Consider the following 18,651-nt stretch of genomic DNA (forward strand, 5'->3'; position numbering starts at 1 on the left):
CGGTCATCGCGTGCCCAACGCGGGAATAGTAGGCCAACGGAAAGGAGAAGTCGATGGTGGGCATTACCAAGACGGTAACCGTCGAGGACGCGGAGGCGCGGGCAGCGCTGGAAAAGCTGACCCGGACCATGACGAACCGTGAAGGCTTCTACCGAAATGCCGGCGAGCACCTCATGAACTCGACGGCCGATAACTTCCAAAAGGAAACCGGCCCGGATGGTCAAAAGTGGAAGCCGTTGCTGCCGGCAACGATCGAACGGCGCGCAAAGCGCGGGTTGGTGCCCATCGAGATCCTGCGTGCGCGTGGCCGGCTCGCCGGGTCGATTAACCTGACGGTGACGAATGACGAAGCCCGCCTGGGCACGCCTGTGCCGTATGCGGCCGCTCACCAATTGGGCGCGACGATCGAAAGGAAGGAACGCCGGCAGACCATCTACCAGCACTACGACGCCAAGACCGACACGCTCGATCAGACGTTCCGAAAAAAGTCCCGTTCGAACTTTGCCCGCGACGTGACGGTGAAGGCGCACGAAATCAAGATCCCGGCTCGCCCGTATCTTGGCGTCAAAAAGGAGGACGAAAAGATACTCGTCGAGATCGCAGAGGACTGGCTGAAGTCAGAAAACCCGGCTTTGAAATAGAAGCCCACAGACGCGCGTGGGCGGCTGGCGGCCCCGGACATACGGAAAAAGTCGGCGACCCGCGTTAGACCCCCGTTAGAAATCGACACAAACGGTAAGGCCGCGCGATCGCCGGATGAAAAAGCGACGCGGGCGGCTTGAAGGGCAAAACCACCTGAAGCATTGTCAGGACACCAACCGAACGAGCTAGGCCGGACCTAATGTCTGGCCGCTTTTGTTTTCGGCATGGGCGAGGGTCTTTCCAGATTGATTTGGAAGGACCGGATGAGCAAGCGCACCGCCCGCATTGAAGTGTTCCGCGTCGGCACGTTCACGCCGATGCAGGGCACCGCTATCACCTATACGCCGGCTGATCTGCTGGCCGCCGCTGACGCCTACGACTTTACGACCGCGCCGGCCCCGGCCGTGATCGGTCACCCGACCACCGATGCCCCGGCCTACGGCTGGGCGAAGAGCTTCGAGTTCGACGCGTCGACGGGCAAGCTTTACGCGACGCTCGACGAGATCCAGCCGGCCTTCGCGGAAGCTGTCAAACAGGGCAGCTACAAAAAAGTCTCCATGCAGTTCTTCCGTCCGGACGCGCCGTCCAATCCGGCGCCCGGAACTTGGTATCCCAAACATATCGGCTTCCTCGGCGGCGCAGCTCCGGCGGTACCGGGTCTTGCCAACGTCGAATTTAGCGGGTCGCCGGACGAGACGGTCTCTGTGACCGCCGAGTTCGGCGAACCGGGTTTCGAGCACACGGCCAGCATGTTCCGGGCGCTTCGAGACTTCCTCATTGGGCAGTTCGGGCAGGACGCGGCCGATAAGGCGATCCCTTCCTACGCGATCGAATGGCTCGGCGAGACCGAGATCGACAAGCCCGGCGGCCGCTTGTCCTTTGCCGCCCCCACGCCAGCCCCCACGAAGGAGAGTGACTTGACAAAAACCGACCCGGCTTTCGCCGCTCGCGAAGCCGATCTTACCCAGCGCGAGGCCGCCTTGAAGGCGCGTGAACGCGAGATCGCCAGCGCCGCGAACGTTTCATTCGCAGAGTCCCTGGTCACCGAAGGCAAGCTGCTGCCGGCCTCGAAGGATCAGCTCGTCGCCATCCTCAACGCTTTGCCGGCCGATACCGCCGTCTCCTTCGCCGCAGGTCAGCCGGGCATCGCCGCCGATAAGGCGCTTCGTGACCTTCTGGCCGCGCAGCCGAAGGTCGTGTCGTTCGGCCGCGAAGAAATCCCCGGCGAGGGTGTCGCGGCCGCCGTGTCGTTCGCCTCGGACGGCAAGGAAGTGGACCGTGATCAGCTGGAACTTCACGCGAAGGCCACTGACTATCAGCGCAAACATCCCGGAACCCTCTACCTCGACGCTGTGCGCGCGGTTTCCTAACGGAGCGACACCCCATGCAGTTTTTTCAGGACGTCCTCACGGACACCGTAACCGCCACCACCGTCTTCGACGCTTTTGACCTCGTCGGCTTCGACGACGGAAAGGTCGCTGCCGACGACGCGCCCGTCAAAGGCGTCGCGAAGCACCCGGCAACCGAAATTGGCCTGGACATCGGCGTGATGCTTATCGGCATCACCCGGGTTCGCGCTCGCGGGCCGATCGTGAAGGGAGCCAAGCTGATCTCCGCTGCGGCTGGGGGCGTCAAGGCTGCCGGCGCTACCCCCGCCAACGCCTTCGCTACAGCGCTGACCGCTGCGGCGGACGGCGAGTTTGTTTCGATCCTCGTCCGCTAAGGAACCCCGCCAAATGTCCAAAGTTCTCAATCAGCGGACCTCCGCTGTCGTCGATCCCATCCTGTCGACGCACGCGCGCGGCTACCGCAATTCTACCTTTATCTCCCATGTCCTGTTTCCGCGCGTCACCATTCCGAGCCGCTCGATGCGCGTCATCGCCTTCGGCAAGGAGGCGTTTCGCCTCATGAACACACGGCGCGCTCCGGGGGCCGACAAGAGGCGCGTTCAGTACGGATACGCTTCCGACCCTGTCTCGCTGGTGCAGGACGCCTTGGAAGGCGTCGTGCCCGTTGAACACCAGCAGGAAGCTGAGCAGGTGCCCGGCATCGATCTGGGCGCGGGCGCTGTCAACATGGTGCTCGACGTGGTGGATCTCGGCCACGAGCATGACGCCGCGCAGATCGCCCGTAACGCGGCGCGCTACGACGCCAACCACAAGGTTGCGTTGGCGGGCGCCAGTCGCTGGACCGATCCCAACAGTGATCCGCTTGCCGATATCAACGAGGCCAAGGAAATCATCCGGCGTTCGATCGGGCGATACCCGAACACGCTGACCCTCGGCCCCAACGCCGGCAACGCGCTCAAGAACCACCCGAAGGTGCGGGAGCAGTTCAAGTACACCTCCAAGGACAGCATCACCGTCGAGATGCTCGCCGCCTATTTCGACATCAAGAAGGTCGTTATCGGGGCCGCCGTGTACCTGCCGGAGACGGCCGACGACGCGGCGCTGGCGAATGACGTCTGGGGCGACGATGCCATCTTGGCTTACGTCCCTGAGACCGGCGACAATTTTCAGGTGCCGTCCTACGGCTACACCTACGAACTCGCCGGCTATCCGCAGGTTCAACAGCCGTACTTCGAACGGAAGAACGACAGCTGGATCTATCCAACGACCGTTGAACGACGGCCGATCCTCACGGGCGCGGAGGGGGGCTTCCTCTTCCAAAACGCCGGCTCGCAGCCGTAAGGAGGCAAGACGATGGAAGACAAGAAGTTCCCCGTCACCCTGACCGGCCCTGCAAAGATTGACGGCGTACGCGAAAAGCCCGGGAAGCGGGTTTACGTGACCACGGCCCTCGCGCTCCAACTCGCTGCCAGCGGCGTGATCAACCCGCCGCCCTTCGATGTCGAAGACGACGCGCCCCTCGGGTCGGATTTCGACCAGGCCGTCGCTGCTGCCGCCGCAAAGCTCGCTGCGGAGACGATCGATCGGACGGTTGCAACCATCACCGCCGAGAAGGACGCCGAGCTTACGGCGGCGCATGACGAGGTTCATGGCCTTCAGAAGCAGCTTGTCGATGTCAAGCGCGACGCGGCGGCCAAGCTGGCCGAGGTCGAAAGCCGCGTCGTTTCTGCCGAAAGTCTGGCCGCCACCGCCGAACAACGCGCCGCCGAGGCGGAAAAGAAGGCGGCAGAACTGGAAGCCGTGATCGCTGCCGGCTCGCGCAAGAAATAGACCCGCCTGTTTCTCCCCAGGCTGGTCTACCGGCGGGGCGGCCTCCGGGTCCTTTGGCCGCCCCGCCAACTTCCTTTCCCTAACGAACATCGAGCAACGCCGTGGCCTATGCTGCCCTTGAAGATCTGAACGAACGCGCTGGCGAGGACGAAATCCGCCAGATTGCCGACCGCGATCGGGACGGCGCACCTGACCCGGCTGTGATCGAGGCGGCCGTTACCCACGCCGACAACATCGTCAACGGATACCTTGGCGCGCGCTTCAAGCTGCCGCTGCCGACCATCCCTGATCTTGTCCGTACCTGGGCGGTCTCGATTGCGCGTTACTACCTGCACGGCAACATGCCGCCCGAGTACGTGGCAACGGACTACAAAGACGCGATCACGCAGCTGAAGGACGCCGCGCGCGGCCTGATCTCCCTCCCTGACATCGCCGGCAATGAGCCAGCCAAATCCGGCGGCACATCGCTTGTCGCCGAAGGGCCGGGTTTTTTTAACGACCGCACGATGAGGGGGTGGTGATGTTTCAGGAGATCATCGCCCGCCTGAAGGGGTCGGCTGCGCTTCCGGCCGTCGAGTTCGCCGAGGACATCTCGGCCATTTTCGAGGGCACCGCGCCCCGTAGCGGCGATTGCTTCGTCGTTCCGCACCGTATGCGCGCTTCTCCAAACAAGCTGGTTACCGTGTACCGCCAGCACGGCACGGAACAGTTTCTCGTCGTCACCGTCATCCGGACCCACAACGACCCCACCGGCGTCGGTCGTTCCGCTGAGTTTGAGGCGAAGCGTTCCGCAATCGAATCCCTGCTTGGCGGCTGGCAGCCGCCCTCATGCGCCGAGATCTGCGAGTTGGTCGGGCAGGAAAACACCCGGCTCGACAACAACGTGAGCGTCTACGTCCAGACATGGGAAACGACGCGTTTTGTCCGAGGAGCCTGACACATGAACCAGCCAACCAAGGGCGGCCGCTGGGAGGCCGATCCCAAAACCGGAAATCTCACGCACGTCCAAAAGCCGACCGCTCGAAGCAAGCCGGCCGAGGAAACCGAAGAAGCGCCTGTGAAGGCGGACGAAAAGAAGGAGAAGTAACCGATGAGCGAACGTCGCCAAAGCAAACTCGCCGTTCTCAATAAGATCGAGTCCGTCTATGGCGACGACGCCCTGCCGACGCCGGCAGAGGCGCTTCTCATGACTGACGTTTCGATCACTCCGATCGAGGCCGAGGAAGTCTCGCGTGGGCTTGTTCTGCCGTACATGGGCAACCAGGGCGTCGTTCTGGCCGGCGAGCATGTCAGCGTAGAAGGCTCGTTAGAAGTAGCGGGTTCGGGCGTTAAGGGCACCCCGCCCAAGATCGGCTCCGCGTTGCGCGTGTCGGGCTTTGCCGAGACCGTCACCGTCGGACAGAAGGTTGATTACACGATCGTCGAGGACGATCAGGAATCGTCCAGCCTTCATTTCATTCACGACAAGGTTCGTCATATCGGGCTGGGCGGGCGGTCCAATCTCAGCATCAACCTTACGCCAAAGCAGGTTCCGAAGTTCCAGTGGAGCTACATGGGTCTACTAGGCACGATCGCCGACGATGCCGCTATGCCCGCCGTCACGCAGGCGGGCTGGGTTACGCCGGTCGTTGTTTCCAAGGCGAACACGACAATGAGTCTGCACGGTTGGTCGGCGGTTGCTGAGAGCATATCGATCAATCTCGGCAACCGGCTGACGCCGCGCTTCCTTATTGGCGATGAAAAGGTGCTGATTTCGGATCGAAGCGTTACGGGAACCGTTGTGGTGGAGGCCCGCGCGCTTCAGGAAATCGATTGGTTCGACCGTGCGCGTAAACGCACGCGCGGGCCGCTGAGCATCCTCGTGGGAACGGTCGAAGGCAACATTGTCGAGATCACCGCGCCGGCCGTGGAAATCGGGCGGCCCACCCAAGGCCAGACGGACGGCATCCTCAACTACTCGCTTCCGCTTTCGTTCGTTCCGGTCATCGGCCGCGATGAAATCAAAATCACGTTCCGCTGACGGCGGGCGGCAACCATTCAACGCGCAAAAAAGGATCCATCTCATGAAGTTCAAGCTCGTTTCGACCTATTCTTACTCGTGGCCGGCCACCGCCCGCATTCCGAGCGAAACCCAGCCCGGCAAGATTGAAGAACAGAAGTTCATTCTGCGCTTCGAGGTCGAAGACCGAAACACCGCGATCGCCAGCGCGGAGGCCATCGCGGCGCTGCCGGAAAAGGAACAGATCGCACGCGAGCATGATCTTTTGCGGCGCGTCATCAAGGGCTGGGACGATGTCGAAGACGACGGGAAGCCGGTGACGTTCTCTCCGCAGATGCTTGAAGCGGCGTTGCTGTTTCCTTGGTTCCGCGCGGCGGCTTACCGGGCTTATGCCAACAGCCTCAACGGCGAAGAAGAAGCCCGGCTGGGAAACTAAAAGCGGCCGCGCGCGCCTGGGCGTTCGCGCGTTCCGGCCGAACCGACCCGACGACGGCCGCGACGATCGACGAAGACGTCGCGGCCGATTTCAAGCGGATGGGGTTCGCGGTCGACCCCTCCGACATCAGAAAGGATGACGATGTGTTCTTCGGAATTTGGGAGAAGAACAAAGACAGCTGGAAGGCGTGGATTGCCTGCGAAACGCAGTGGCGGGTCGCTACCACCTTTGCTGCCGTCATCTATCTCGGCCTCGATTATGCCGGCGTTGACGTCGTCCTTCGCCGTCAATCGTTCCCCGACGCCGTGTTCACAGACCTGGCGGAAATGGAAACCGCCGCACTTGAGGCCTTCGGGGAGGCGGCCAAGTGACCTTGAAGTTTTCCATGATCTTCACCGCCGATACATCGGCGGTCAGCAAAGCGGCCGTCCAAGTCGGCAAGGATCTCGATGCCGTCACCGCCGACGTCAAAGACGCCAGCGCGGCTTTTGATAAGCAAGCCGACATTCTCCGCGAGGAGGCGGCCGCCGCGCGCGAGGCGGCGAAGGCGGCGCGCGAGCTTTCGGACGCGGAGAAGGCCGCGCGCGCCGCAGCGAACCGCCCGCAGGGCACCTCGCCCCGCGCTTCTGTCCCGAGTATTCCTCGGCCGACCAGCGGCGGCCCATGGGGCAGCGAAAGCGGCGGGCCTACGGGCCGCGAACTGGATGATCTACGCGCGCGGTATGTCCCCCTTTATGAGGCGCAGCGGACCTATCGGCGCGAGATTGCCGAGATCCAACGTCTGCAAAAACTGGAAGCGTTGTCGGCCGACGAAAGCGCGGCGGCGCTAACGCGGGCGAAGACCGCCTATGATCGCCAGATAGAGGTCATCAAACGCGCGTCGCCGGAACTACGCGAACACGGCCAGCGCATGAAGTTGACGGCCGATGAGGCGCGGAACCTCTCCTATCAGATCAACGACACGGTCCAATCGCTCGCTTTGGGCATGCCGGTGTCACAAGTGATCTTGCAGCAAGGTCCCCAGGCCGTTCAGATCTATGGCGGCGTCGGCAACACACTCAAGGCTATCGGTCAGGCTGCAACGCCGGCACGGCTCGCTATCGGCGGCATTACGGCCGCTGTTGCTACGGGCGCGCTTGCCTGGAATGACTATCTGTTTTCCATCAAGGCTGTCGGCACAGCCGCCTCCGGCCTCGGGCGGTCTACCGCCGGGACGGCTTCCGAGATGGAAGCCGCGGCGCGAGCTGGCGCAGCGGCGGCCGGCATTGGCATCAAGCAAGCGCGCGCGATGGAGGTGCAGTTTCTTCGTACCGGCCGCATCGCTTCCGCCAATTTCGAGGCGATGATTTCGCTCTCGAAAAATTACGCTGCCACGTTAGGAATCACCTCGGATGAAGCCGGCGCGGCCTTGGCCGAGATGTTCGCCGACCCCGCTAAAGCGGCGGCAACGCTCTACCGCCAGTACGGCCTGATCGACGGCGCGACGGCGCAGTATGCGACGCGCCTCGCCAACCAGAACAGATTGGCCGAAGCGCAGAAAGTTATTCTGGACGCTTTACCGGGCCGGCTCGCCCAGGCGACCGAGGCCACCACCGCGCTCGGCCGGGCATGGCAATATGTGTCCACATCGGCCAGCGGGGCATATGATTGGATCGGCCGGGCAATCGACCGCGAATTGTCGGGCCCGTCGCTCGATGAGCGCATTGCCGAGGCGAGAGCCGATTACGAGCGGTTCTCTCGGACTTCTTCGTCGTTCATTCTCGGGACGCTAAACGGCGGCGCAGATCGGGCCGCAGCGGCCAAGGCAGATTTAGACCGGCTTAGCGCGGAGCGACGCCGGCTTGAGGAAGACCGCGCACGTGTTCGCGACCTTGAGCAACGCCGTCAATCGGGCGCGGCTGCTATCGGCTTATCCGAGGCCTCGCCGGCGACATCGGCGCTTCGCCAGCGGCAAGCGTTAGAAGATCAGATCGAAGCGCTCCGTCGTGGTGCGAACGCGCCCGGTCTCAGCGATGAACAGCGGAACGGGATAACACGCGCCCTCGACGCAAAGACGCGGGCGCTGCAGACGCTGATCCCCAGCGAAGAACGAGCGGCGGCCCTGGGCGAACTCGATATCCGCATTCAGAATGAGCGGAACCCGCTTATCCTTGCGAACCTGATCGCCGACCGTGAGCGTTTGCAGCTGGCAGGCGAAGAGATCGAGACCGGCAAGGCGCAGGCTCAGATTTCGGCCGCACGCAATCGCGCGATCAACGAAGAGATCGCGGCTAGCCGGGCGCGTTCGATCCAGACCAACGAAGAAATCGAGATTCGGCGCGCCGTTAACGATGCGGTCAGCGCCGGCACGATGTCGGCCGCCGAGGCCGAGGCATTGCTTCGTCGTGAAATCGAACTTCGGCCCTTGGCTGCTGCGGCGGCGGCCGCGCAAGGCGAGGAACAAAGACGCCTCACAGACGCCCTTAACGGGGCTCGCGAAGCGCAGCAGAGCCTGCTGGCCGAAGAGCGTCGGGCGGGCGCTCTGGCCATGATAACTTCGCAGAACGAAAAGCTCGAGACATTGAAGCTCGAGCGCGAATTGATCGGGGCGACCGAGCGCGATCGGGAGCGGCTAACGGCCGCTCTTGAGGCCGAGCAGGAAATTCGCAGGCGCGGGCTGGACAGCATGAGCGCCGAGGCGGCGCAAATCCGCAGCAATGCGTCCGCGATCGCCGAGCAGACGAGTGAGTTGCAACGGGCTGCCGACGCGTGGGATCAAGTCCGGAGCGCCGGAGAAAGCGCGATCGACGGGCTGTTTGACAAGCTGAGCGACGGCGATTGGAAGGGCGCAGTCGAGGACGCCGCCAAGGAACTGGTGACAGGCTTCCGTAAGCTCGCAGTCGATAACCCGCTTAAGAACCTTGTCCTCGGCACCAACTACGGCACCCTGGATGATGTGGCTTCCCACTTGTTCGGCGGCGGCGACCCGCTGAGCGCAATAACAGGCGGGCTGGGAAAACCTGTCGGGTCCATGTCCGTCATGGCCGGCACCGTCATGATCAACGGCGGGGCTGCCGGCGGGTTCGGCTCGTCGTTCTTTGGTCTTGGGGCGAACGGCAATCGCGCGGCCGGCGGCGACATATCCCTTTTCCGGCAGGCGATCGGCAATATCGAGAGCCGGGGAAGCGGCGGTTATGCTGCCCTAGGCCCGCTGGTGAATGGTGACCGAGCCTATGGCAACTATCAGGTCATGGGCAGCAACATTCCGTCGTGGACGCAATCGGCGCTTGGGAAGTCGCTGACGCCGCAACAGTTCCTCGCGGATCCGCGCGCCCAAGATAGCGTTTTTGACCACTATTTCGGAAAGTCGCTTTCCAAGTACGGCAACCCCCAAGACGCGGCCAGCGTTTGGTTTACCGGTCGCCCATTGGCGCGCGGGGCCAATGCCTCGGATGTCTTCGGTACGACCGGCTCGGCCTATGTGGACAAGTTTAACACGGAGTTGGACCGCCTTTCCGGCGCAGCCGGTAAGGTGACGGGCTCGATTGGCGGCCTAGGCGATGCAACGGGGCAGGCCGCGAAGGGACTGGGCGCGCTTGGAGGCGGCTTCGACAAGTTCGGCCAAAATCTGTCGAAGCTCTCGTTCCCCGCCGCTCCCGGTCTAGGCGGTGGAAGTCTTGGCGGCATCTTCAGCCTGTTTCCAGGCATCGGCGGTTTCTTGGGCTCCAGCCAGCTTACGGGCGCGATTTCACGCGGCTCGTGGGGGCTTTGGGATACAGGCGGCTATACCGGCAATCTCGACCCTAAAGACGTCGCCGGTTTCGTCCACGGCCAAGAGTTCGTCGTCAAAGCTTCGGTGGTCGCTAAGCCCGGCGTGCGGTCGTTCCTTCAGGCTTTGAACGACAACCAGATTCCCGGTTTCGACGTGGGTGGTTACGTCCCGTCCAGGCGCGGTTCGGTTAGCCCGTCGCCGGCATTTTCTTCGCCGATGCGGCAGGCGGCCGCCGGGCAAAGCGCGCTCGCTCAACTGATCAGGCTTGAACTCGCGATCGGCGTCCACCTCATCGGCGGCGAAGATTTCCGCGCCGAGTTGATGAGTTCGGCGCAGTCGGCCGGCGCTGAGGCGAGCGTCCAGGTCGTCGAACGTTACGACGGCCAGCTTCCTGACCGCGTCAGCAACATCATGGAAAACCCGAGGTGGCGGTGATGACGGTACTTCCTCTTTCGGACGTCTTTGATCTTTTACCGATCGCGAGTGTCGTTTGGGACCGCGACGATAACACTGAGACGTCTGGCATGGGCTCCGGCGCGTTTTGGGAAGCCGATCTGGCGCCGTCCCTTTGGACCGGCGACGTGTCCTTCGACCGTGACCGCACGACCAGCCTCAAACAGGTTGCCGCGCTGGTCCGCTGGCTACGGGCGACAAAGCAGCGGTTTATGATGTGCGATCCCGTTTCGCTATATCCGGCCGAAGATCCGGGCGGGGCGATCCTTGGCAACGCCGAAGTCACGTTGCGCGCGATCACCAACCGCTTTGTTGCGCCGTTGCAAGGCTTGCCGGTCGGTTACGTTCTAACGCCGGGCGACAAGTTGCAGGTGCCGTATGCGGACAAGCACGCCTTTGTCGAGGTGGCGCAACGCGCCGTCGCCGACGCTGCCGGCCGAGCCGATATTGCGATCTCGCCGCATCTTCCCCTCCCGATCGTCGACGGGGCTGCCGTCAATCTGAAGCGCCCCGCGTTCGTCGCCGCCGTTGCCCCGAAGAGCCACAACCCCGGAACCGCGCGCCGGCATCTCACCGAGGGCGCTGGCTTCAAGGTCATCGAGAAGAGAAACTGATGCAGAACAAATCCCCGGCCTACATGGGCGCCTGCATCAACGCTGTCGAGCAGGGCCTCGTACCAAGAAAGTTGGTGGTGTTTCGCGTTAAACGCCGGGACAACGGCGCTCCCGTTGTGCGGGCCTTCTGGGATGAAACCGACACGATCGACATTCCCGTCCTCGACGGGTTCGATGGGACGCAGAAAACCTACAGCTTCATCGGCGACGGCTCGCTCCTAGGCGTTTCGGATATCGTCTATGTGTCCGATCTGAGTGTCCAGCCGGTAACCGTCACCCTATCGCAGATCGCGCCCTTCGCGCAGCAGCTCGTCCGCGAATTCGAAGCGCGTCTCGGGCGGCTTGAGATTTGGGAATATCTGCTCGATCCGTTGACGCGGCTCCCGGTCAGCGTCGAATGGCCGGATTTCATCGGGCAGATCAGCAAAGCGCCAATCAAAAACCCGACCAGCGGCGGCGAAGGCTCGATACAAATCACCGCCCATTCCGACGCGATCGCAATGCTCACGCGCAAGAACCCGCGCAAGGCTTCCTACGAGGGGCACAAAGCCGCCCGTGGCGATGAATGGGGCCTTTACCGGGCCGCCATGGAAACCGTTGTCGAAATGCCGTGGGGGACGAAGTGATGTTGGCTCTCACGCGCCGTGACGACTGGCGCAGCCGCCTGGAAGCGGCGATCGACGCGGTGAAGGCGGTTCCGGCCGATTGGGCAAAACAAGCCGATTGTGGCCCGCACCTGACCGGGCGGGCGGTAGAGGCCCTGACCGGTGTCGATGTCGCTGCTGCGTTCCGTGGCCGCTACCAGTCGGCGGCCGGCGCGTTGCGCGTCATGAAGGCGGCCGGCTTTGACAATCTCGGCGACCTGGTCGCGTCGCTGCTGCCGGAGATCCACCCGTCGCAGGCCGGCGTTGGCGATATCGCGGCAATCGCTGATGACAGCCCGTTCGGTTTCGCATTGGGGGTTGTCGACGGCGAACGGGTTTTCGTTATGCGGCCCGATGGCCTGGGAACCGTCGATCTACTTGCCGCTCAAAGGGCGTTTAAGGTCGGCTAATGAAGCTTCGAAACGTCCTTCTCGCCTCTGTTGCTTCTTGGCTGCTCTTCTCGGAGCCGGCCCAGGCCGCGCCAGTCGTTGGCGCTGTCACCGCGATTGCAGGTGCTGTCGTTAAAGGCGGGCTTGCCGCAGCCTTGTTCAAGGGTGCGCTCGCAATCGGCGCGCAAGTCGGCCTCTCTCTTTATCAGAGGGCCAAGGCGAAGAGGGCGCTGAAGAACCAGCAGCCGCGCGGCGTCAATGTCTCGGTCCGAACCGGCGACGACAATTCGATAGAGATACCTGTCGGCAAGTCCGTGACGCCGGGCATTCGGGCCTACGCGGGAACATGGGGGCAAGCGGGAAAGACGCCGAATGCCTTCTTCACCGACGTGCTCGAAATCTCCTATCTGCCCGTACCCGGCCTCGCCGGCATGTGGGCGGGCGATAAGAAATGCACCGTCCTATGGAATGAGCCGCACTCGGACGGCCGCGGTTGCCCGGTCAAAGAGTATCGTTCGGGCGGCAATGACTACATGTGGGTCAAGTTCGTAGATGGCTCGCAGAATGTCGCGGATCCGTTTCTCCGCGCCGCCTTCGGCAGCCACCCGACCCGGCCGTTCAAGGACACAATGATCGGCAGGGGCATCGCGTATGTCATTGTCACGACGCGCTTCAACCAAGATCTCTTTACGGCAGGCAAGCCGGAGTACCTGTTTGAGCCTTCGCCGCCCGTCTTCTATGACCTTCGCAAAGACAGCACCGCCGGAGGAAACGGGTCGCATCGCTGGGACGATCGCTCGACCTGGGAGCCGACCGAAAACAATGCGGTCATCATCTACAACATCGTCCGTGGCATCTATTACGGCACAGAATGGGTTTATGGCGGTCGCAACCTCTCCGCGTTCCGGCTGCCGGCGTCGAACTGGATGGCCGCCGCGAACGAATGCGACCGATTGATCGCGCTTCAGGCCGGCGGGACCGAAAAACAGTTCCGGTGCGGAATGCAGATCCATGGCGACATGGAACCGCTCGAAGCCGTTGAAGAACTGCTTAAAGGCTGCAGCGGCCGGCTCTCCGAGTGCGGCGGTGTTTTCTACCTCCTGATCGGCGCGCCCGGCGCTGCAGTCTATTCCTTCACGGATGACCATGTGGTGGTCACCTCTGAGCGGGAGTTGGACCCGTTCCCCGCGCCGGACGAAATCCACAACGGGATCGAGGCGACCTATCCCGAACCGGCCGAACGTTGGGTAGCGAAAGACGCGCCGGCCCGGTACGACGCGGCGCTTGAAGCAGCCGATGACGGCCACCGCCGAACCGCTTCCGTGCAATTCCGCGCCACGCCCCACGCGGTCACCGTCCAGCGGCTGATGGAGGCGATGCTGAAGGATGGCCGCCGTTTTGCCGTTCATACGCTTAGCCTCCCGCCGGAAACTAAGCCGCTGGTGCCGAATGACGTTATTGCCTGGACGTCGGGCCACAACGGCTACACCAACAAAAAATTCCTGATCGTTAGAAAATCGGGCGCGCAAGGCTTCCGGCAGGTCGTCACCATCAAGGAGATTGACCCGGCCGACCACGGTTGGTCGATCGGCATGGAAGCGCCGACGTCGATCGGTCATGTTGGCCCGGCGCCTGTTCCGCCGCAGCCCATGTCGGGTTGGGCCGTAGAGCCGTCGGAAGTGCAGGACGCAGACGGGATTGCGCGTCGCCCGGCGATCCTCATCCGCTGCGCTCCGGATCTCGATGATGTGGCCCGCGTTCACGTCATCGTCCGCGTCAAGGCAACCGGCTCGGTCGTTTTCGATAGCGACCAGACGCCTTACCCGCGCCCGCACAGCAACGGCTCCTATCAGTGGACGATTTCCGGCGCTTGGTGCCTGCCGAGGACCGAGTTTCAAGCGGCGGGCCGTTATGTGCCGATTTCGAACCGTCTGACCGAGTGGTCCTCGTGGCTCGATGTTCTAACGCGCAACATCTTGGCGACGGACGTCTCGGTCGGCCTCGGTCAGGTGCAAAACGACGTCAATCAGCGCTTCAAGGATTTGCAGGCGGAATTCGATAAAGCCTTCGAGCGGCACGCCCAAACTGTGCTTGATTTCTCACTTGTAAACGCCATCGGCCACCGTCAGCAGATAGAGATGCGCGCCGAAATGGGCAGCGCCATGGCATCGATCTCCGAGGAGCGCCGCGTCAGCGCTTCCGACAAGGAGGCATTGGCGCAGCAGATAACGACCTTCAAGGCGCAATTGGCTGCGGCCAATGCAACGATCACCGAGATCCGGCAGGCGCAAGCGACCGAGAATTCGGCTCTCGCTTCACGGATCAACAATCTGGATGCGAAGGTGGGCGAAGCCCGCGCTCGCATCGAACAGGAAGAGCTCACTCGAGCCAGACAGGACGGCGTGCTGGCAGCGAGCACCCGCATCCTTGACGCCCAGATGGTCACCACTCGGGCGAAGATCGTCCAGACCGAAACCACCCTCGCAGACTCCATCCGCGCCGTCGCCGAGAGCGTTACTGGTGTCAGCGCCGACCTTAACGACCGCTTCGGTGGCGGGCTCATCAAGTTTTCGGCGGCCGTCGACCAGTCGGGCGTCAATGTCCGTCACTCGATCGTCATGCGCGCCAACCTCGGCGACCAGTACAAGGAGACCGGCCAGTACTACGAAATCTACACCGAAAACGGCGTCCTCAAGTCCCGCGCGGCGACGAAGGTCGACCAGTGGGTCGTCACGGACGGCGTCACGCGGAACTACGCCATGGTCTACCAGGGCGGCGTGCTGCGCCTGAACATTGCCGACATCGGCACGGTCTACGCCGGCAAGATGATCCTCGGCGGCGGCAAGCTCGTCATTGACGGCTGGTATGGCACGATCGAGGTTTGGCACTGATGGTTAGAATGCTGATCGGTCCCGACGCGACGGGCTATCCCGGCATCAAGATCACGAATGACGCCGACGATCCGCGCACCACGCCGGATAGTGAGCGCTGGAAGTTCCGTTACAACAGCAAGTACGCGGTCACCATGAACCTCGGTGGCATGCAGCGGATCAACCAGATCACTCGGCCGGGGCTCAATGACAGCGGCGTGCTGCTCTACTACCCGCCCGGATCGAACAACAGCAACTTCGTCTATTGTGAAGTCTCCGGAGGCGGCTCAAGCCATTGGTGCTACAAGAAAGAGTACTTCCCTCGGCTGCGCTATGACGTGCCGCTCTACGACATCAAGGCGAAGAAGGGCGGCGGCAGCAACAGATATAACCAGCACATGGTTTTCTGGCATGACAGCTACGACTACTACAACGGTCAAGGCGGGTCGTGGGTTCAGGGAAACAGTCGGCAGCTTGCGTGGGTGACGGGCACCAATAGCTCGTTCTTCAACAACATCTTCGGCGCCTGGGCATCCGGCATCATCGTCCAGATAACGCGGTTCGACACGATCGACGGCTTCAACCAGTTCCTGTCGCGAGATCGGACGCTGGTCGTTTGGAACCTGCCTGGGAACCGCGTTCCCGTCGACGAGGCCCCGGCGCTGACGCCGAACGGCAGCAAGGTCGTCGTGATCGGGCCGAATGACTTCAAGACCTCAAGGCCCGGCTATCCGGTTGACACGGCAACGCCGGCTCAGACGTCATTCGATGCTGCTGCCAAGCTGCCGGTGAAGGTCATTCGCTCGGGCGACATCGCGCTTCCGGCCGGGGTCAGCTACTTCGACGTCGGCTTCCAGATCCCCGAGATGGTGGCGCTCGATGTGCATTTCTACAACAGCGGCACCATCATGTACCCGTCAAACCCGCAGACGGCGAACTTCGGGGCCGAGTACTGGTTTGACGGCACCCGAATCGGCTTCGACGCTTCGACAAACATGCGCGCCCGCTTCATGCTCTACCTCGCGGACAACAGTCCCCCGACCAGCGGCGTCAACCGGGTGTTTCGGCCGATCAGCGAGGGCGGTCAAAATGCTTTGCAGGTTCTTCGCCCCGGCGCGGCCGACCCGCCGGCATGGCCCGACATTGTCATAGATAGCCGGTGGCCACAGGTCCAAATCCTCAAGGATGGCTGGATCGACGTCGTGGCTGGAAACGGGGTCTACTACGACATCCCGTTTGATGGAGCCGGCATGTTCCCGATGGTCAAGTACCTAACGGAACACGGCGGCGGCCGAGGTGGCAGCGCCGCTCCCGAGGGCCAAAATCAGTTGAACACGACATGGACCAGCGCCTACCGGCTGCCCTTCATCAAACGGCTTCGGTACACGGCGCCCGGTAACCAGCTGCATGCCGGCGAAAGCACCTACTGCGAGCTAACGCAGAACAACGCCCGCTTTTGGACGTTCGCCGGCAACGTCGGTGACTACTACAACCGGCGAGACAGCCCCGGAAGCTGGCGCACCGCTGGTGCCACCCCGCCCATCGCCATCCGCTATTACATCTTCGGCATACCCGCTTAGGAGCAGCCATGACACTTCCGCACACCACGGGCACGATCACCCTCACCAATGGCTCTACGCTCATCACTGGTACGGGCACCGACTGGCAGACAGCGGGCATCGTCGGCGGCATGGTCTTCCCCTTGGCGAACGGCAACGTGCTACCGATCGCGGCGGTTAACAGCAACACCCAGATGGTCGCCGCTGTCCCTTGGACCGGTGCCACGGTTTCGACCCAGTACGCCCTGGTGCGCGATACTGCATACCTGCAGCAGCTCACCGAAAATGCCGCGCTGCTAACGACGGTCATTCGCGAGTTGCGCTATTCGTCGCTGGCGGCTCTGGCTGCTCTCGCGCCGACGATGGCCGTTGACAAGCTTCCGTTTGCGACCAGCGCCAACGCCATGGCTTGGACCCCCTTTACCGCCTACGGCCGGCAGCTTGTGGCAGTGACGACCGACGCGGGTTTCGCATCGGCCGCGAAGGTCGTGCGGCGCACTGGCGGCACGAACATGACGTCCACAAACGATGTTATGGTCGGCTGGCATTCGGCGCTTGGTGGTCTCATCGGGCAAGTAGATGCGGTTTATCTCGGAAACATCTGGACCGACTACTACGCCAGCAACATGGGCGGCGCTGCCGACATTCGATCGCGCATTGGCGCGTTCTCAACCGGCGGCGGAACCATATCAGGAAATGTCACTGTCACCGGGATCGTCAATTCGCAAACCGGCGTGTTTGCGCCGTTTTTCTATAACGTCGGCGCGGCAAACACCGATGGCGCTTTCTATTTCCAGAGTGGCACCGTGGGCGGTGCAACATCCAACAGATGGGCCTGGGTAAGGGCCGGATATGGCGTCGGAGAACCTGGGGGTAACGTCGGTTCTGATATGAAGCTTATGAGATGGAGTGACGCCAATGTGTATCTTGGAACGTCATTCATCGCCGAGCGAAAGACCGGCGCCGTCTATCTTCCCGATACACCGCTGATGTGTACGAGTCTTGGTCCCGACGTTTTTGTTGCGGCAGGGGGCATGATTGGCGTCGCCAATGGTGGGTTTACTTTCAATCGGGGCGGGTTTGCCATAGGTGGCGCGATTAACGGTCGAAACGCCGTTCACGTTCCGCTTGCTGGTTGGTACCTGGTCGACGTGTTCGTTGCTGGCGGCATTGCCGGCGGCGGAGAGATAGCTATCGACCTGTCACGGAACGGAACATCAACTCAGGGCGCATTAGTCATGCGCGGCGGGTATGTTACCGGCTCCCTGTCTGCTTTGGTGAACATGGGCGCAAACGACTGGTTTGCCTACAATATTATGACGTCTGGTTTCACGTTCACTGGATGGAATTCAAGAATAACAGTGCAATGGATGCACCCATAAAAGGAGGCGTACGTGAAAATGATTGTAGAGGTCGATCTCGACGCGATCGACGAAAAGGCATTCAAGCACAAGTTCAGGTCCTCCGTGCACCAGTTCACGATGGAATCTGTTCTTCGAGGCGTGGTCAACGGCGCACGTGATGAGTTCGTAAGGGACGCAAAGGCAGCAGCCCTTGCCGAGGGTGTTTATCTGACAGCGCCTGACGAGGTGATCTTGTCGACCTACGCTTTGCCGGACGCCGACGCAAGACACGCAGAGGCTGCGGCGAAGGCGGCCGCCGAGCAGGCCGAGCGCGAGGCCGCAGCCAAGTACGCCCCGCTTACCGCGCGCCAGCTTCGCCTCGGTTTGGTCAACAATGGCTTCGCTCTTGCCCAAGTCGAGGCAGCGATCGACGCGTTGCCGGATGGCGCTGAAAAGGAAAAGGTTCGGATTGAGTGGCAATATGCCGGCGAATTCAAGCGCGACCACCCGTTGCTGACGACCATCGCCGCGCAACTCGGGATCTCGGCCGCGCAATTCGAAACGATGTGGACCGAGGCGCTGAAGCTTTGATGACCAGCCCTTCAAACGATCCGCTCGAAGAAGCTGAACTCGTTGCGGCAGTAGCTCATACGGCCATGCAGGAGGCGCTGGCAAAGCTCCCGGTGTATCGCGGCCCTGATCCTGTCGAAGCCGCGCCGATCGCGCCGGATGCCTACGAACCGCTTTATGCGGAGTGACACACCCGCCCGGT

Annotated in this window: 20 protein-coding genes; all 20 read left to right on the forward strand. The window is 62.3% G+C overall.

Annotated elements, in window-relative coordinates; all coding sequences use genetic code 11:
* Positions 1-53 precede the first annotated feature (53 nt).
* The 20 genes from BC363_RS02420 to BC363_RS35020 all read left to right on the forward strand — a co-directional run bounded on the left by BC363_RS02420 (position 54) and on the right by BC363_RS35020 (position 18,637).
* Complete coding sequence (locus tag BC363_RS02420; RefSeq protein ID WP_065786420.1) at positions 54-641, forward strand: phage virion morphogenesis protein; 588 nt, start codon at positions 54-56, stop codon at positions 639-641.
* 264 nt (positions 642-905) lie between these two features.
* Positions 906-2,012, forward strand: coding sequence for a hypothetical protein (locus BC363_RS02425; RefSeq protein ID WP_065786419.1), 1,107 nt, complete (start codon positions 906-908; stop codon positions 2,010-2,012).
* Between the two features lie 14 nt (positions 2,013-2,026).
* Positions 2,027-2,365, forward strand: coding sequence for a capsid cement protein (locus BC363_RS02430; RefSeq protein WP_065786418.1), 339 nt, complete (start codon positions 2,027-2,029; stop codon positions 2,363-2,365).
* Positions 2,366-2,378: 13 nt separating this feature from the next.
* A complete protein-coding gene (locus tag BC363_RS02435) occupies positions 2,379-3,332 on the forward strand; it encodes a major capsid protein (protein ID WP_065786417.1) in 954 nt (317 codons plus the stop codon).
* Between the two features lie 12 nt (positions 3,333-3,344).
* Positions 3,345-3,821, forward strand: coding sequence for a hypothetical protein (locus BC363_RS02440; protein WP_065786416.1), 477 nt, complete (start codon positions 3,345-3,347; stop codon positions 3,819-3,821).
* 101 nt (positions 3,822-3,922) lie between these two features.
* Positions 3,923-4,342: a DUF1320 domain-containing protein gene (locus BC363_RS02445; RefSeq protein WP_065786415.1), complete on the forward strand. Its 420-nt coding sequence runs from the start codon at positions 3,923-3,925 to the stop codon at positions 4,340-4,342.
* Positions 4,342-4,758: a hypothetical protein gene (locus BC363_RS02450; RefSeq protein WP_065786414.1), complete on the forward strand. Its 417-nt coding sequence runs from the start codon at positions 4,342-4,344 to the stop codon at positions 4,756-4,758. Before BC363_RS02445 ends, BC363_RS02450 begins: the two co-directional genes overlap by 1 nt.
* A 3-nt stretch (positions 4,759-4,761) precedes the next feature.
* Positions 4,762-4,908 (forward strand): hypothetical protein, encoded by a 147-nt coding sequence (locus BC363_RS35015; protein WP_161952427.1) that lies wholly within the window; start codon positions 4,762-4,764, stop codon positions 4,906-4,908.
* Between the two features lie 3 nt (positions 4,909-4,911).
* A complete protein-coding gene (locus BC363_RS02455; protein ID WP_065786413.1) occupies positions 4,912-5,841 on the forward strand; it encodes a phage tail tube protein in 930 nt (309 codons plus the stop codon).
* A 43-nt stretch (positions 5,842-5,884) separates the two neighbouring features.
* Positions 5,885-6,256 (forward strand): hypothetical protein, encoded by a 372-nt coding sequence (locus tag BC363_RS02460; RefSeq protein WP_065786412.1) that lies wholly within the window; start codon positions 5,885-5,887, stop codon positions 6,254-6,256.
* A 98-nt stretch (positions 6,257-6,354) separates the two neighbouring features.
* Positions 6,355-6,627: a DUF1799 domain-containing protein gene (locus BC363_RS02465; protein ID WP_065786411.1), complete on the forward strand. Its 273-nt coding sequence runs from the start codon at positions 6,355-6,357 to the stop codon at positions 6,625-6,627.
* Positions 6,624-10,442, forward strand: a complete 3,819-nt coding sequence (locus BC363_RS02470; protein WP_065786410.1) for a phage tail length tape measure family protein — start codon at positions 6,624-6,626, stop codon at positions 10,440-10,442. The genes BC363_RS02465 and BC363_RS02470 overlap by 4 nt, the downstream gene beginning before the upstream one ends.
* Complete coding sequence (locus tag BC363_RS02475) at positions 10,433-11,074, forward strand: hypothetical protein (RefSeq protein ID WP_083223717.1); 642 nt, start codon at positions 10,433-10,435, stop codon at positions 11,072-11,074. Before BC363_RS02470 ends, BC363_RS02475 begins: the two co-directional genes overlap by 10 nt.
* Entirely contained in the window at positions 11,074-11,700 is a 627-nt protein-coding gene (locus tag BC363_RS02480; RefSeq protein WP_065786409.1) for a hypothetical protein, read from the forward strand. The genes BC363_RS02475 and BC363_RS02480 overlap by 1 nt, the downstream gene beginning before the upstream one ends.
* Entirely contained in the window at positions 11,700-12,128 is a 429-nt protein-coding gene (locus BC363_RS02485; protein ID WP_065786408.1) for a hypothetical protein, read from the forward strand. The genes BC363_RS02480 and BC363_RS02485 overlap by 1 nt, the downstream gene beginning before the upstream one ends.
* Positions 12,128-14,998 (forward strand): phage tail protein, encoded by a 2,871-nt coding sequence (locus BC363_RS02490; protein ID WP_065786407.1) that lies wholly within the window; start codon positions 12,128-12,130, stop codon positions 14,996-14,998. The genes BC363_RS02485 and BC363_RS02490 overlap by 1 nt, the downstream gene beginning before the upstream one ends.
* An 8-nt stretch (positions 14,999-15,006) precedes the next feature.
* Complete coding sequence (locus BC363_RS02495; RefSeq protein ID WP_244519786.1) at positions 15,007-16,557, forward strand: hypothetical protein; 1,551 nt, start codon at positions 15,007-15,009, stop codon at positions 16,555-16,557.
* A gap of 8 nt (positions 16,558-16,565) precedes the next feature.
* Positions 16,566-17,918, forward strand: a complete 1,353-nt coding sequence (locus BC363_RS02500; protein ID WP_065786405.1) for a hypothetical protein — start codon at positions 16,566-16,568, stop codon at positions 17,916-17,918.
* A gap of 18 nt (positions 17,919-17,936) precedes the next feature.
* Complete coding sequence (locus BC363_RS02505) at positions 17,937-18,470, forward strand: hypothetical protein (protein WP_065786404.1); 534 nt, start codon at positions 17,937-17,939, stop codon at positions 18,468-18,470.
* Positions 18,470-18,637 carry a hypothetical protein gene (locus BC363_RS35020; RefSeq protein WP_161952428.1) on the forward strand — a complete coding sequence of 56 codons (168 nt, stop codon included), beginning with the start codon at positions 18,470-18,472 and terminating at the stop codon, positions 18,635-18,637. Before BC363_RS02505 ends, BC363_RS35020 begins: the two co-directional genes overlap by 1 nt.
* Positions 18,638-18,651: the final 14 nt, after the last annotated feature.

Source organism: Ensifer sp. LC384 (genome assembly GCF_001695865.1).
Taxonomy (GTDB): Bacteria; Pseudomonadota; Alphaproteobacteria; order Rhizobiales; family Rhizobiaceae; genus Ensifer.